17 protein-coding genes are annotated in these 13237 nt (G+C 69.9%); 9 read left to right on the plus strand and 8 right to left on the minus strand.

The genetic code is table 11. The features are described from left to right. The first annotated feature begins 323 nt into the window (after positions 1–323). Both VF330_RS21700 and VF330_RS21705 read left to right on the plus strand, forming a co-directional pair. On the plus strand, positions 324–1265 hold the full coding sequence (locus VF330_RS21700; protein WP_330853467.1) for a diacylglycerol/lipid kinase family protein: 942 nt from the start codon (positions 324–326) through the stop codon (positions 1263–1265). A gap of 246 nt (positions 1266–1511) precedes the next feature. Continuing rightward, on the plus strand, positions 1512–1766 hold the full coding sequence (locus VF330_RS21705; RefSeq protein ID WP_330853468.1) for a WhiB family transcriptional regulator: 255 nt from the start codon (positions 1512–1514) through the stop codon (positions 1764–1766). Positions 1767–1907: 141 nt separating this feature from the next. Here the strand turns inward: VF330_RS21705 and VF330_RS21710 are convergent, their stop codons facing one another. Continuing rightward, complete coding sequence (locus tag VF330_RS21710) at positions 1908–3386, minus strand: PAS domain-containing sensor histidine kinase (RefSeq protein ID WP_330853499.1); 1479 nt, start codon at positions 3384–3386, stop codon at positions 1908–1910. Between the two features lie 54 nt (positions 3387–3440). Here VF330_RS21710 and VF330_RS42090 point away from each other — a divergent pair, with 54 nt between their 5' ends. Further along, on the plus strand, positions 3441–3515 hold the full coding sequence (locus VF330_RS42090) for a 50S ribosomal protein bL37 (protein ID WP_369809028.1): 75 nt from the start codon (positions 3441–3443) through the stop codon (positions 3513–3515). A 63-nt stretch (positions 3516–3578) separates the two neighbouring features. Here VF330_RS42090 and rsrA read toward each other — a convergent pair whose 3' ends face one another. Further along, positions 3579–3839 (minus strand): mycothiol system anti-sigma-R factor, encoded by a 261-nt coding sequence (rsrA, locus tag VF330_RS21715; RefSeq protein ID WP_330853469.1) that lies wholly within the window; start codon positions 3837–3839, stop codon positions 3579–3581. Beyond that, positions 3836–4501, minus strand: coding sequence for a sigma-70 family RNA polymerase sigma factor (locus VF330_RS21720; protein WP_236217002.1), 666 nt, complete (start codon positions 4499–4501; stop codon positions 3836–3838). The genes rsrA and VF330_RS21720 overlap by 4 nt, the downstream gene beginning before the upstream one ends. Positions 4502–4551: 50 nt before the next feature. Between VF330_RS21720 and ybaK the strand changes: the two genes are divergently transcribed. Continuing rightward, a complete protein-coding gene (gene ybaK, locus VF330_RS21725; RefSeq protein WP_330853470.1) occupies positions 4552–5028 on the plus strand; it encodes a Cys-tRNA(Pro) deacylase in 477 nt (158 codons plus the stop codon). On the opposite strand, the gene VF330_RS21730 is transcribed toward ybaK, so the two are convergent. From VF330_RS21730 to VF330_RS21745, 4 genes are all read right to left on the minus strand, one after another. Continuing rightward, complete coding sequence (locus VF330_RS21730; protein WP_330853471.1) at positions 5025–5534, minus strand: hypothetical protein; 510 nt, start codon at positions 5532–5534, stop codon at positions 5025–5027. The genes ybaK and VF330_RS21730 overlap by 4 nt on opposite strands. Before the next feature lie 134 nt (positions 5535–5668). Beyond that, the gene (locus VF330_RS21735) at positions 5669–6211 is read right to left on the minus strand and encodes a DinB family protein (protein WP_330853472.1); all 543 of its coding nucleotides are present in this window, start codon (positions 6209–6211) and stop codon (positions 5669–5671) included. Positions 6212–6222: 11 nt separating this feature from the next. Further along, the gene (locus VF330_RS21740; RefSeq protein ID WP_330853473.1) at positions 6223–6834 is read right to left on the minus strand and encodes an alpha/beta family hydrolase; all 612 of its coding nucleotides are present in this window, start codon (positions 6832–6834) and stop codon (positions 6223–6225) included. Beyond that, positions 6831–7523 (minus strand): SOS response-associated peptidase, encoded by a 693-nt coding sequence (locus tag VF330_RS21745; RefSeq protein ID WP_330853474.1) that lies wholly within the window; start codon positions 7521–7523, stop codon positions 6831–6833. Before VF330_RS21745 ends, VF330_RS21740 begins: the two co-directional genes overlap by 4 nt. Before the next feature lie 86 nt (positions 7524–7609). Between VF330_RS21745 and aroA the strand changes: the two genes are divergently transcribed. From aroA to VF330_RS21765, 4 genes are read left to right on the plus strand one after another with little or no spacing between them, the layout of a single operon-like run. Beyond that, positions 7610–8878 (plus strand): 3-phosphoshikimate 1-carboxyvinyltransferase, encoded by a 1269-nt coding sequence (gene aroA / locus VF330_RS21750; RefSeq protein WP_330853475.1) that lies wholly within the window; start codon positions 7610–7612, stop codon positions 8876–8878. A gap of 2 nt (positions 8879–8880) precedes the next feature. Then, positions 8881–9879: a ribosome small subunit-dependent GTPase A gene (rsgA, locus tag VF330_RS21755; RefSeq protein WP_330853476.1), complete on the plus strand. Its 999-nt coding sequence runs from the start codon at positions 8881–8883 to the stop codon at positions 9877–9879. Positions 9880–9881: 2 nt separating this feature from the next. Beyond that, entirely contained in the window at positions 9882–10355 is a 474-nt protein-coding gene (locus tag VF330_RS21760; RefSeq protein WP_330853477.1) for a hypothetical protein, read from the plus strand. 22 nt (positions 10356–10377) lie between these two features. Further along, positions 10378–11106 (plus strand): NAD(P)-dependent oxidoreductase, encoded by a 729-nt coding sequence (locus VF330_RS21765; protein ID WP_330853478.1) that lies wholly within the window; start codon positions 10378–10380, stop codon positions 11104–11106. On the opposite strand, the gene pruA is transcribed toward VF330_RS21765, so the two are convergent. After that, positions 11103–12731: an L-glutamate gamma-semialdehyde dehydrogenase gene (gene pruA, locus VF330_RS21770; protein ID WP_330853479.1), complete on the minus strand. Its 1629-nt coding sequence runs from the start codon at positions 12729–12731 to the stop codon at positions 11103–11105. The two genes, VF330_RS21765 and pruA, sit on opposite strands and share 4 nt — an antisense overlap. 45 nt (positions 12732–12776) lie before the next feature. On the opposite strand from pruA, the gene VF330_RS21775 reads away from it, so the two are divergent. After that, entirely contained in the window at positions 12777–13154 is a 378-nt protein-coding gene (locus tag VF330_RS21775) for a VOC family protein (RefSeq protein WP_330853500.1), read from the plus strand. The last annotated feature ends 83 nt before the right edge of the window (positions 13155–13237 follow it).

Consider the following 13237-nt stretch of genomic DNA (forward strand, 5'->3'; position numbering starts at 1 on the left):
GCCCTGCAGGACGGTGAGCGCGGAAGCGATGCGCACCGGGCGCGGTGGCGCCGGGGTCCCAGTGGTCACGGGGGGCCTTTCCTCACGTTCTGTACCTGGTCACGGATCGTAGGCCACCCGGTTGGAGGGCTCTCTCGGCACGCCTGTCGCGAGAGGATCAAGGGGCCTCTTCAGCGAGCCGGCGGTCGTCCGGGGTGCACTCGACTGCGAGGGGAACGCGGTGCTGACCGAAGGGAGATCTGCGCCACTTTCGTGAGGCTCGGGCCACCCTGAGGGAGGACATGCGAGACGACGGCGGTCACGCATTGTCTTACCCTCAAGTGGTGCGCGCTCTTCTCGTGGTGAACCCGCAGGCGACTACAACGACGCCGGCGGGCCGTGACGTTCTGGCGCACGCGCTGGCCAGCGACGTGAAGCTGGAGATCGTCCAGACCTCCTACCGCGGCCACGCGGCGGACGCCGCCGGGCAGGCCGTGGCGGACGGGTTCGACCTGGTCATCGCCCATGGCGGCGATGGCACGGTCAACGAGGTCGTCAACGGCGTACTGCGCGCCGGGCCCCGTCCCGAGACACCGATGGTCGGCGTCGTGCCCGGCGGTTCGGCGAACGTCTTCGCGGGTGCCCTGGGCATCCCGCGCGACCCCGTCGAGGCCACGCACGTCCTGCTCCAGGCGATCGAGCACGGCACCAGCCGCCGCATCGGGCTCGGCCAGGTGTTCGCGGACGTCGCCGAGGGAGCCGACGGCCGCTGGTTCACGTTCAACGCCGGCATGGGCCTCGACGCCGACGTGGTGGCGGGGGTCGAGCACAAGCGGGCCAAGGGCCACAACGCCAGCCCCGCCCTCTACCTGAGCGTCGCCCTGAAGGCGTACGCGCAGAACGTGCGCAAACCGCAGCACTTCACCGTCGAGGTTCCGGACGAGGAACCGTTCGACGACGTCGGCATGGTGTTCGTGTCGAACACCGACCCGTGGACGTACTTCGGCGATAAAGCGATCCAGCTCAACCCCAGCACGTCGTTCGACGGCGGACTCGGGTTGAGTGCATTGCGGACGATGCGGGTACCCACCGTCGGGCGCTACATCGCCCAGGTCCTCGCGACGGGCAATCCGAAGAGCGGGAAACTCGTTCGGCGTGATGACGTGGGTTATGTCAGAGTGAAGTGCGAGGAGCCCGCCAACCTCCAGGTCGACGGTGATTTCCTCGGCACGACGACTGCGGTGGAGTTCCGAGCGGTCCCCGACGCGTTGACTGTTGCCGTATAAGCAACTTGACAGTCCGTGATCGGTTCGTGACCGTCCTGGTACTCACCCGGGATGTACTGCAGTCGAGTGACAGCAGAGCGTGAAACCCCAGGTGAACGCTGTCGATCTTTTGGGTGAGTTCACTCACCGGGTCAGTGCTTACCCCTTGACATCTCTGCCGTTCGTGAAAGCATTCACAAGCACCCCAAAAACGACCGCTGACAACCGGCGTGCCCTTGTGCGCGCCTAGGCTGAGGAGTAGTTCCAATGGACTGGCGCCACCGCGCGATCTGCCGCGACGAGGACCCCGAGCTGTTCTTCCCCGTTGGGAACAGTGGTCCCGCGCTGCTTCAGATCGCCGAGGCGAAGACCGTCTGCCGTCGCTGCCCCGTCGTCTCCGACTGCCTCGCGTGGGCACTGGAGAGCGGCCAGGACGCCGGCGTCTGGGGCGCGATGAGCGAGGACGAGCGCCGCGCTCTCAAGCGCCGCAACGCCCGCACGCGCGCCCGCAGCAACGCCTGAGCAGGCTGTTCGCCGCAGAAGCCGTACAAGAAGAAGCCCGACACCGTGCCAGGTGTCGGGCTTCTTCTTTTGTTTGCACACCCTCCCGCATGACCACGTGAGACCGCTGAGGCTGGTCGTCACGTGTGCACGAAACCCAGTTTACCGCCGCCCTCTGAGCGGCACGCGCAGGACTGCCTCAGTACCGCCTCGAGGCCTGCGCCGCAAGCTCAACGAGCCTCTCAATTCGGAATCGACGAGGGTCCGAACGATCTGCAGACCCAGACGATCGGTGCGTTCCAGGGAGAAACCCTGCGGAAGTCCCTTGCCGTCGTCGGTGATCGTCACGTCGAGCCACTTGGCGGACCGCTCGGAGTGCACGACGACCTCTCCTCGCTGGCCAGGGGCGTAGGCGTGCTCGAAGGCGTTCTGCACGAGCTCGGTCAGCACCATCACCAGCGGGGTGGCGATCTCGGCCGGCACGATGCCGAACCCACCCTCGCGACGCACGCTCACCTGGGTCTCGGTGGTCGCCACGTCGCTCATCATCGGGATCACCTTGTCGACCACGTCGTCGAGGTCCACCCGCTCGTCGACGGACATCGACAACGTCTCGTGCACGAGTGCGATGGAAGTCACACGGCGGACCGACTCCGCCAGCGCCTCCTTGGCCTCCGGGTTGCTCAACCTGCGGCTTTGCAGCCTCAGCAGCGCGGCGACCGTCTGCAGGTTGTTCTTCACGCGGTGGTGGATCTCGCGGATCGTGGCGTCCTTGGACATCAACGCGCGGTCGCGCCGGCGGACCTCCGTCACGTCGCGGCACAGCACGATCGCGCCCGCGGCCTGCCCTCGTGGCCGAAGGGGCAGAGCTCGGAACAGCACCGCGGCGCCGCGCCGTGACTCGGCCTCCATGCGCATCGACGTCTGGCCCTCCAGGGCCTGCCTGATGCGCTGGGCCACCTCGGTCGCGTCGAACGGGTCGCCGATGAGGCTGCGGGTGAGCGGCGCGAGGTGCACGCCGACGAGGTCCGACGCGTGTCCCATGCGGTGGTAGGCCGACAGGGCGTTCGGCGACGCGAACACGACCGCGCCGGACGGGTCGAGCCTGATCAGGCCGTCGCCGACGCGTGGGCTGGTGTGCACGTCCGGCGACGGTTCGGGCGCCGGGAACGTGCCGTCGGCGATCATCTGGCACAGGTCGGCGGCGCTGCCGAGGTAGGAGATCTCCAGCGGCGACGGCACGCGCGGGACGGCGAGGTTCGTGCTGCGGCTCAGCACCGCGATGACCTGGGTGCCCAGCCGCACGGGGATGGTCTCCCTGCGCACCGGCACGCCCAGGTGCCAGCGCGGGTCCTCCTCGCGGCAGATGCGCGACTCGTCCTTCGCCCTGCGCAGCTGCGGGTGCTCCTCGGAGTCGACCTCGCTGCCGACGACGTCCTCGGGGTGGGCCGTGGGCGCCGTCGTGGGACGGGCCTGGGCGACGCAGAGGAACTTGTCGTCGTCGAGCGGCACCCACATCAGGAAGTCCGCGAACGACAGGTCGGAGAGGAGCTGCCACTCCGCGACCACCAACTGGAGGTGGTCGGCGGCGGCGCCGGAGAGCTTCGTGTGCTCGGCCAGCAGGTCCGTGAGCGTAGACAGAACTCCTCCATGAGAAACTGGTCGATGAAGCAGTTCTGATCCTAGGAGACACCCATGTCGAAGCGTGCTCGCAAGCGCCGCGACCGCAAAAAGGGCGGCGCCAACCGAGGCAAGCGCCCCAACGCCTGAGTGCTGCGAAAAGGCCTGGTCACCGCCACGGTGACCAGGCCTTTTCGACGTTCTGGGGACTTCTCAGTCCTCGGTGCGGATCTCCACGATCGTCGCCCGGATGCGCGCCTTCAGGTCCGCGGGGGCGTAGTCACCGCCGCACTTGCGCGCCAGCAGCGCCTTGAGGTGCTCCTCCAGCCCGAACTGCTCCAGGCAGGGGTGGCACTCGTCGAGGTGCGTCTGCAGCGCCGCGCGACGGGACCCGTCGCACTCCTGGTCGAGGAACAGCCAGACCTCGGACAGCACCTCTGAGCAGTCGGTGTCGTGGGGTTCGCCGCAGTTCATGACGCGTCTCCGTTGCTGCCTCGCAGGAAACCACGGTCGCGGGCGACGTCCGCCAGCATGTCGCGGAGCTGGCGACGGCCCCGGTGCAACCGGGACATCACCGTGCCGATCGGGGTGCCCATGATGTCTGCGATCTCCTTGTACGCGAAGCCTTCGACATCGGCGAGGTAGACCGCGATCCGGAACTCCTCCGGCAACCGCTGCAATGCTTCCTTGACGTCGCTGTCGGGGAGGTTGTCGAGTGCCTCGACCTCGGCGCTGCGCAGCCCGGACGAGGTGTGGCTCTCCGCCTGCGCCAGCTGCCAGTCCGTGATCTCCTCGGTCGGCTGCTGGATCGGCTGGCGCTGCTTCTTGCGGTAGCCGTTGATGTAGGTGTTCGTCAGGATCCGGTAGAGCCACGCCTTGAGGTTCGTGCCCTCGGAGAAGGACGCGAACGCCGAGTAGGCCTTCAGGTACGTCTCCTGGACCAGGTCCTCGGCGTCCGCCGGGTTGCGCGTCATGCGCAGGGCGGCCGAGTACAGCTGGTCGAGCATGGGCATGGCGTCGCGCTCGAAACGCGCAGCGCGCTCCGCCGTCGTCTCTGTCGTGCCGGTGGCGGGCACCGCGCTCCCTTCCCACAGGTTCTGGGTCGGGACTGACTCTACGCGTGACCGCTCAAGCATGTCGGTTGCCACGTACCCGTCAACAACGGGCGGGCTGGTAGTAATTCCGCATGGCCGGACGTGGGACCCCCGCCACAGCGCTGCTGGACAAGCAGCGGGTGGCGCACACCTTGCACTCGTACGAGCACGACCCGCGGCACGAGTCGTACGGGCTGGAGGCGGCGGAGGCGCTCGGCCTGGTGCCGCAGCGCGTGTTCAAGACGCTCGTGGCCGAGGTCGACGGCAAGCTCGCCGTCGGCGTCGTGCCGGTGACGTCGCAGCTCGACCTGAAGGGTCTGGCCGCCGCGCTGAAGGGCAAGAAGGCGAAGATGGCGGTCGTCGCCGACGCCGAACGCGCGACGGGATACGTCGCCGGCGGAATTTCCCCGCTCGGGCAGAAGAAACAACTTCCCGTGGTGCTCGACGAATCGGCCTCGCAATTCGACACGATTTTCTGCAGCGCCGGCAGGCGCGGTCTCGAAGTCGAGATCGCGCCCGCCGACCTGGTGCGGCTCACCGGCGCGGTGGTCGCCGGAATCAGTGCTTAGCCGACCGGTTCCGTGATGCCGCCGGACCGGACCCACTCACCGATGCCGGACGCCGGCCACGCGACGGTGACCAGGGCGCCCAGCTTGCCCTGGCCGGGCAGGTTGAAGCGGACGAACGCGGGGTAGAACTGGGGGCCCTGGCTCTTCGACGCCACGTACATGGCGGCGAAGCTGTCCCCGCTGATCAGCTTCTCGGTGTACGGAGGCTGGCCTCCGGTCTGGGAAGCGTTGATGTCGTTGCCCTGCTGGTCGAGGAAGCGCAGGTTGCTGACGGTGCCGCCGATCCTGCAGGAGGCTCCCTCCGCGGCGACGAACTTGATCACGTGCCCCTTGTCGGCAGCCGTCGGAGAGCGCATGTCGTCGACGCGAATCGCCAGGTCGTCGCCGGTGCACCACGGGGCAGCCGTGGCCGGGCCGGAGGCCTGAGCGGCGGAGGCGGCCACGACGGCCACTGCGGCGGTGGCGGTCAGTGCTGCTGCGGTAGCAATCGTGCGGAAACGGCTCACGTGTTTCTCCCGAATTCGTCTCGACAGGTTTTCTCCTTGCACCCTGGTTGACGATTCGGGGATATACCCGGTTGTCACGGAGATCGAATTTCGTACTTTCGGCCGACCCATTCCGCCGTTCGGAACAGCTCGCGCTACTCGCCGGTCTGACCGTCGATTGCCTCTCTGAACACGTCGGCGTGCCCGTTGTGCCGGGAGTACTCCTCGACCATGTGGGTCAGGATCCAGCGCAGGTTCACCCTGCGGCCGTCCTTCCACGGCGGGCGCTTGGCCAGCTGACCCAGGTCACCCGACTCCAGTGCCTCGGCGACGGCCTTGCGGGAGCGCTCGACCTCGTCCTGCCAGAGCGCGAAGAGGTCGTCGACGGTGTGGTCGGCGGCCGAGTGCCAGTCCCAGTCGTAGTCGGCCTGCCAGTCGACGCTCTTCCACGGCTCCAGCGGTTCCCGGTCGTGCAGGACGGTGTGGAACCACTGCTGCTCGACGTAGGCGAGGTGCTTGACCAGGCCCCCGAGGGTCATGGACGACTTCGCGGTCGTCCGCGCCAGCTGCTCCGCGGTCAGCCCGCCGGCCTTCCAGACGAGGGTGGCCCGCTGGAACTCCAGGAAGCCGTTCAAGGTGGCGAACTCGTCGCCCTCCATCGGCGGTTCGGGACGGCCCTGCTCGTCGAAGTCGCTCATGCTCCCGGACGCTAGTCGAGCGGCCGCAGCACCCGGTCCAGCCACTCGCCGACGGACCGGCCGACGTCCGCGACGGACGCCTTGAGCGAGTGGTCGCCCTTGAGCAGCACCACCTCGCGGTGGTGGCCCCCGGCCGGCTGGCCGAACGGGTCGTTCTCTCCCTGCACGACCAGCGTCGCGACCTCGACGCCGTCGAGCTCGGCCAGCCGGGACTTCTCCGGCTTGCCCGGCGGGTGCACGGGGAACGCGAGGCACAGCACGGCCACGGCCTGGCCCTCGACCGAGGTGCGGCAGGCCACGCGGGCCCCGGACGACCGGCCCCCGAACACCAGGGGCAGGCCGTCGAACCAGCGTTCGCCCAGGTCGTAGACCACCGACAGCCAGGCGGCGTCGAGCTGGTTCGCGGGCGCCGGGGCACGGCGGCCCGCGACGCGGTAGGGCTGTTCGACCAGGGCCACGTGCACGCCGACGGAGTTCGCGGCGCGGCACGCGGCCACCAGGTCGGGGGCCTCGACGCCGCCGCCGGCGCCGTGGCCCAGCAGCAGCGCGGCACGCGGTTCGTGGGCACAGTGCAGCGAGGCCCTCGCAGGGCCGTGCGGCGTGTCCACCAACAGCGTCGTCACGACAGCAGCTCTGCGCGTTGGATCAGGGAGGCGTTGTTGTTCTTCACGCTGTTCACCTCCGTCGACACCGGGCGCAGCTCGAGCGCCTCGACGATCGACAGGTCCGGCGTCAGCAGTGCGGACGGGTCGAGCGATGCCGGGTCGAGCCACGCCGACCAGCGGTCCCGGGGCAGCAGCAGCGGCATGCGGTTGTGCACCTCGGTCAACGCGCCGACCGACTCCGTGGTGAGCACGGCGCACGTGACGGTCGGAACGTCGTCCTTCCACCACACGGACCACAAGCCCGCCATCGCGAGCGACGTGTCCTCCCCGAGCGTCATGAAGTACGGCTGCTTGCGGCCCTCGCCGGGCTGCCACTCGTACCAGCCGGCGGCGGGGATGATGCAGCGCCGCTTGGTCGCCGACTGCTTGTAGGCGGGCTTGGTCAGCACGGTCTCCGCGCGGGCGTTGATCATCTTCGCCGCGCCGGAGAGGTCCTTGGCCCAGTGCGGGACGAGACCCCAGCGCATGACGCGGACGCTGCGCTCCAGCTCCTCGTCCTCGGGCTTGCGCTCGACCACCGCCATGACGTGCTTGGTGGGGGCGACGTTGTAGTCCGCTCCCGGTGCCTCGCCGCCGGTCCCGTCCACCGCGTCGAACTCGGCCGCCAGCAGCGCCGGGTCCTTGGTGGAGGCGTACCTACCGCACAAAACAGATCACCTCCGGAGTCGCCATGATCCCACGCCGGGAACACCTGTGCGAGCTGCCCCGATGGTGATGCGGGATCATTCGGGGCATGACTCAGCACTGGTCAGCCCCCAGCGCGTCCGGCCCAGTCCACTCGACGGTGCCGGTGCCCGGCTCGAAGTCGATCACCAACCGCGTCCTGGTGCTCGCGGCGCTGGCCGACGGGCCGTCCACCGTGCACGCGCCGCTGCGCAGCCGTGACACGGTGCTGATGGCCGCGGCGCTGTCGTCGCTGGGCGTCGGGTTCACCGACCGCGAGGACGGCGGCTGGGACGTGCTGCCCGGTCTGCTGCGCGGACCGGCCGACGTCGACTGCGGCCTCGCGGGCACGGTCATGCGCTTCCTGCCGCCCGCCGCGGCGCTCGCCGAGGGCGAGATCCGGTTCGACGGCGACCCGCACGCCCGCCTGCGCCCGATGAGCACCGTGCTGGGTGCGCTGCGGTCGCTGGGCGTGGAGGTCGACGGCGACGCGCTGCCGTTCACGCTGCACGGCACGGGTTCGGTGCCCGGTGGCGAGGTGACGATCGACGCGTCGGGCTCGTCGCAGTTCGTGTCCGGCCTGCTGCTGTCGGCCGCCCGCTTCGACAAGGGCGTGACGATCCGGCACGACGGCAGGCCCGTGCCGTCGCTGCCGCACATCGAGATGACGGTCCAGACGCTGCGCTCGGTCGGCGTCGAGGTCGACACCGACGGGACCAGCACCTGGCGCGTCGAGCCCGGTGTGGTCAAGGCCCGCACGTGGCACGTGGAGCCGGACCTGTCGAACGCGACGGTGTTCCTGGCCGCGGCCGCGGTGACCGGCGGCGAGGTGACGATCCCGCACTGGCCGGCGACGACGACCCAGCCCGGTGACGCCGTGCGCGGCATCCTGGAGCGGATGGGCTGCGAGGTCGAGGTGTCCGAGCGCGGGCTGACCGTGCGCGGTCCGGCGAAGCTGTCCGGTGTGGACATCGACCTGCACGACGAGAGCGAGCTGACGCCGACCGTCGCCGCGCTGGCCGCACTCGCCGAGGGGCGCACGGTCATCCGCGGGGTCGCGCACATCCGCGGCCACGAGACCGACCGGATCGCGGCTCTCGTCAACGAGATCAACGCGCTGGGCGGCAAGGCCTCCGAGACCGAGGACGGCCTGGTGATCGAACCGGTGCCGCTGCACGGCGGGGTCTGGCAGGCGTACGCCGACCACCGGATGGCGACCGCGGGAGCGATCATCGGCCTGGTGGTGCCGGGCGTGGAGGTGGACGACATCGGTTCGACGACCAAGACGATCCCCGACTTCCCCGGCATGTGGGACGCCATGCTCACCGGGGGCGCGTAGAAGTGGGCAAGCGGGACTGGCGCAAGCTCGACGAGTCCGACGTGCGCGTGCGCCCCGGCAAGGGGACGCGGCCGCGCAGCAAGAGGCGGCCGGAACACGCGGACGCCGAGACCGCGATGGTGATCGGTGTCGACCGCGGGCGCTGGACGTGCGCGATGGAGTCCGGCGTCGTCATCACGGCGATGCGTGCGCGCGAACTGGGCCGCACGCCCGTGGTGGTGGGCGACCAGGTCGGCATCGTCGGCGACACGTCCGGCCAGCCGGACACGCTGGCCAGGATCGTGCGCGTCGAGGAGCGCACGTCGGTGCTGCGCCGGACCGCGGACGACACGGACCCGTTCGAACGCGTCGTCGTCGCGAACGCCTCCCAGCTCGTCATGGTCGTCGCGCTGGCCGATCCCCCGCCGCGCACGGGTTTCATCGACCGGTGCCTGGTCGCCGCGTACGCCGGTGGCCTGGAGCCGGTGCTGTGCCTGACGAAGTCGGACCTCGCCTCCGCGGACTCGCTGCTCGCGCTCTACACCGAGCTCGACGTGCCGGTGATCGTGACGCGGTTCGACGAGGAGCCGGCGGAGCTGCGGGAACGGCTGGCGGACACCGTCTCGTGCCTCATCGGCCACTCCGGCGTCGGCAAGTCCACGCTGGTCAACAGGCTGGTGCCGGACGCGAACCGCGCGGTGGGCGTGGTGTCGGGCGTCGGCAAGGGTCGGCACACCTCGACCCAGGCCGTGGCGCTGCGGTTGCCGGAGGGCGGCTGGGTGGTGGACACGCCGGGCATCCGCTCGTTCGGCCTCGCGCACATCACGCCGGACGACATCGTGAAGGCGTTCCCGGACTTCGCGGAAGCCGCGGAGGAGTGCCCGCCCGGCTGCGGTCACCTCGGCGCGCCGGAGGACCCCGGCTGCATGCTGGACGAGCTGGTGCCGGACGCGCCGGGCCGGCTCACGTCGCTGCGCCGCCTGCTGGCGTCGCGCGCGGGCCTCGACGATTACGCTGACTGATCATGAGCTTGCGCTGGTTGCCACCCCTGCTCGTCGTCCTCGCCGCCTGCTCGGCGCCGGACTCCGGGAAGTCGTTCGTCGCGACCGACCCCTGCTCGGTGTTGAAGGACGGCGACGCGGGTGCGCTCAAGGGCACCCCGGCCAGGTCGGGTCAGGCGTGCGACTTCGAGTTCGACGGGCTGACCGCGAAGCTGACGTTGCGGGAGGCGGCCTTCGCGGACGAGTCGAAGGAGCTGCTGGCCGACGGCGGCAGCGGCGGCGTGATCGCCGGCGGCGTGGGTGACAGCAACAACCGCCCGGTGACGACCAGGTGCAAGGACTCCGCCGGTGAGGTGACGTGCGACGCCGTCCTGGAGGTGCGGGAACGGCAGCTCGTGAACCTTCAGGTGGTGCAGCGCAGCAACGACCGCAACATGGTCGGGCAGGTCGTCCAGGGCCTCGCCGCGAAGGCGTACGAACGGCTTGTCACAACCTGAGCCGCTGTCCCGTCCTCTGGTCATGAAGGTATTCGTGATCGGTGCGACCGGTGTCATCGGACGGGAGGCGGTGCCGCGGCTGCGGGCCGCCGGGCACGAGGTCGGGGTGCTGGACCGGCACACGACGTCGATGTTCGACGCGACGCAGCTCGCCGCCGCGTTCACGGGGTACGACGCCGTCGTCAACCTCGCCACCCGCATCCCGCTCAGCGCCAAGGCCGTGCTGGCCAGCGCGTGGGCGGAGAACAACCGCATCCGCACCGAGGGCAGCGCCGCGGTCGCCGAGGCGGCGCGGGTGGCCGGGGTGGGGCGGGTCGTGCAGGAGGGCATCTCGTTCGTCTACGCGGACGGCGGCGACCGGGAGCTCGACGAGGACGCGCCGCTGAAGCCCGTCGGGCACATCGCCAGTTCGGTGCGGGCGCAGGAGAACGTCCTCGCGCACCCCGGCGGCGTGTTCCTGCGCATCGGCATGCTCGTCGGCGGCGAGGCCCAGTCGCCGCCGGTGCTCGTGGGCGACGGCTGGATGTCGGTGGTGCACCCCGGTGACGCGGCGGCCGCGGCCGTGGCGGTGCTGGACGCGCCTCCCGGCATCTACAACGTCGGGTCGCCGGTGCTGAAGCGGGACATGGGCATCACGCGGCTGCCGCGGTTCGTCGGCGGGCTCGCAGCGTCGTTCGAGGTGTTCTCGCGGTCGCAGCGGGTGGTGAGCAGGAAGCTGACCGAGGCGACGGGGTGGGAACCGCGCCGCTAGTCCATGTGCGGGTAGCGGTGGTTCGTGGGCGGTACGAGGGTTTCCTTGATGGCGCGCGGGCTCGTCCACCTCTGGAGGTTGTAGATCGAGCCCGCCTTGTCGTTGGTGCCGGACCCGCGCGACCCGCCGAAGGGCTGCTGCCCGACCACCGCGCCGGTCGGCTTGTCGTTGACGTAGAAGTTGCCGGCGGCGAACCGCAGGGCCTTCTGCGCCTGCTGCACGGCGACCCGGTCGCGCGCGAACACGGCGCCGGTCAACGCGTACGGCGTGGACGAGTCGATGGTCTCCATGATCGCCGGGAACTCGGCGTCCTCGTAGACGTGCACGGCGAGGATCGGTCCGAAGTACTCCGTCGTGAAGATGTCGTGGTGCGGGTCGCTGCCGAGCAGCACGGTCGGGTCGACGAAGTAGCCCACCGAGTCGTCGCACGAGCCACCGGCCAGCACCTCGACCGATGTGGACGCCGACGCCATCAGCAGCGCCTCCTCGTGCTTCGCGAACGCGCGCCGGTCGATCACGGCACCGCCGAACGCCGACAGGTCCGTGACATCGCCGTACGACAAGGACTTCGTGACGTCGAGCAGCCGTTCCCGCACCTCGCCGTCCCACAGCGACCGCGGCACGTACGCGCGTGACGCCGCACTGCACTTCTGGCCCTGGTACTCGAAAGCGCCGCGGACGAGCCCCGTGACGAGCGCCTGCGGATCGGCGGAGGCGTGGGCCAGCACGAAGTCCTTGCCGCCGGTCTCGCCGACGACGCGCGGGTAGGAGCGGTAGTTGTCGAGGTTGCCGGCCATGGTCCGCCAGAGCGCCTTGAACGTGCGCGTCGACCCGGTGAAGTGCAGTCCGGCGAAGAACCTGTCCCGCAACGCCACCTCGCTCACCGCCTGCCCGTCACCGGTGACGAGGTTGACCACGCCCGGCGGCAGCCCGGCCTCCTCCAGCAACCGCATCGTGTAGTGCGCGGCCAGCTGCTGCGTCGGCGACGGCTTCCACACCACGGTGTTGCCCATCAACGCCGGCGCCAGCGGCAGGTTCCCGGCGATGGCCGTGAAGTTGAACGGCGTGATCGCCACGACGAACCCGTCGAGCGGCCGGTGGTCCATCCGGTTCCACACGCCGGGGCTGCTCTCCGGCTGCTCCTCCAGGATCCGCCGCCCGAAGTGGACGTTGAACCGCAGGAAGTCGATCAGCTCACACGCCGAGTCGATCTCGGCCTGCTGCACGGACTTCGACTGGCCGAGGATCGTGGCGGCGTTGAGCGTGTCGCGCCACGGCCCCGCCAACAGGTCGGCGGCCCGCAGCAGAACAGCCGCCCGCTCGTCGAACGGCAGCTCCTGCCAGCCGGGCGCCGCGTGCTGAGCGGCCCGCATGGCGTCCGCGACGTCGGAGTTGGCCGCCTGGGCCGTGCGCCCGAGAACGTGCCGGTGGTCGTGCGGCTGGACGACGTCGATGCGCTCACCCTTGGCCATCCGCTGCTGACCGCCGATGGTCATGGTCAGCTCGTGCTCCCGGCCCTCCAGCTCCGCGATCCGTGCCAGGAGGCTGGTCCGTTCGGGGCTGTCGGGACCGTAGGCGCGCACGGGCTCGTTGACCGGTTCGGGTGCAGACGTGACGGCGTCCATTCCCCCATCGTGGCACGCGGTAGTAGGGTCCGTCGGGTGGCGCGGGTGACTGGCATCGGCGGGGTTTTCCTGCGTTCTCGAGATCCTGCGCGCCTGGCGGCCTGGTACCGCGACAACCTCGGCGTGCCCATGTCCGAGAAGGGCGCCGTCACCTTCCACTGGCTCGACACGGCCACGTCGGACCATCCCGGGACGACGACGATGGCGTTGTTCGCCCAGGACACCGAGTACATCGGGGAGCCTCATCAGCGGACCATGCTCAACCTCCGGGTCGACGACCTGGTCTCGTTGATGGCCAAGTTGAAGGCTCGGGGGGTTGAGGTTCTTCCCGAGACCGAGGACTCGGAGTTCGGGATGTTCGGGTGGTGCGTGGATCCGGAGGGGAACCGGATCGAGCTTTGGGAGCCTGCCGAGGGGATGTGACTCCGTCGTCGGCGGGGTTCCAGCGTGGTCCTGTTGGCCGTGCGGGTGCCTGTTCCAGCGTGGTCGTGCACCTCGGACGAAAG

Origin of the sequence: Lentzea sp. (genome assembly GCF_036380075.1) — a bacterium.
Lineage (GTDB): Bacteria > Actinomycetota > Actinomycetes > Mycobacteriales > Pseudonocardiaceae > Lentzea.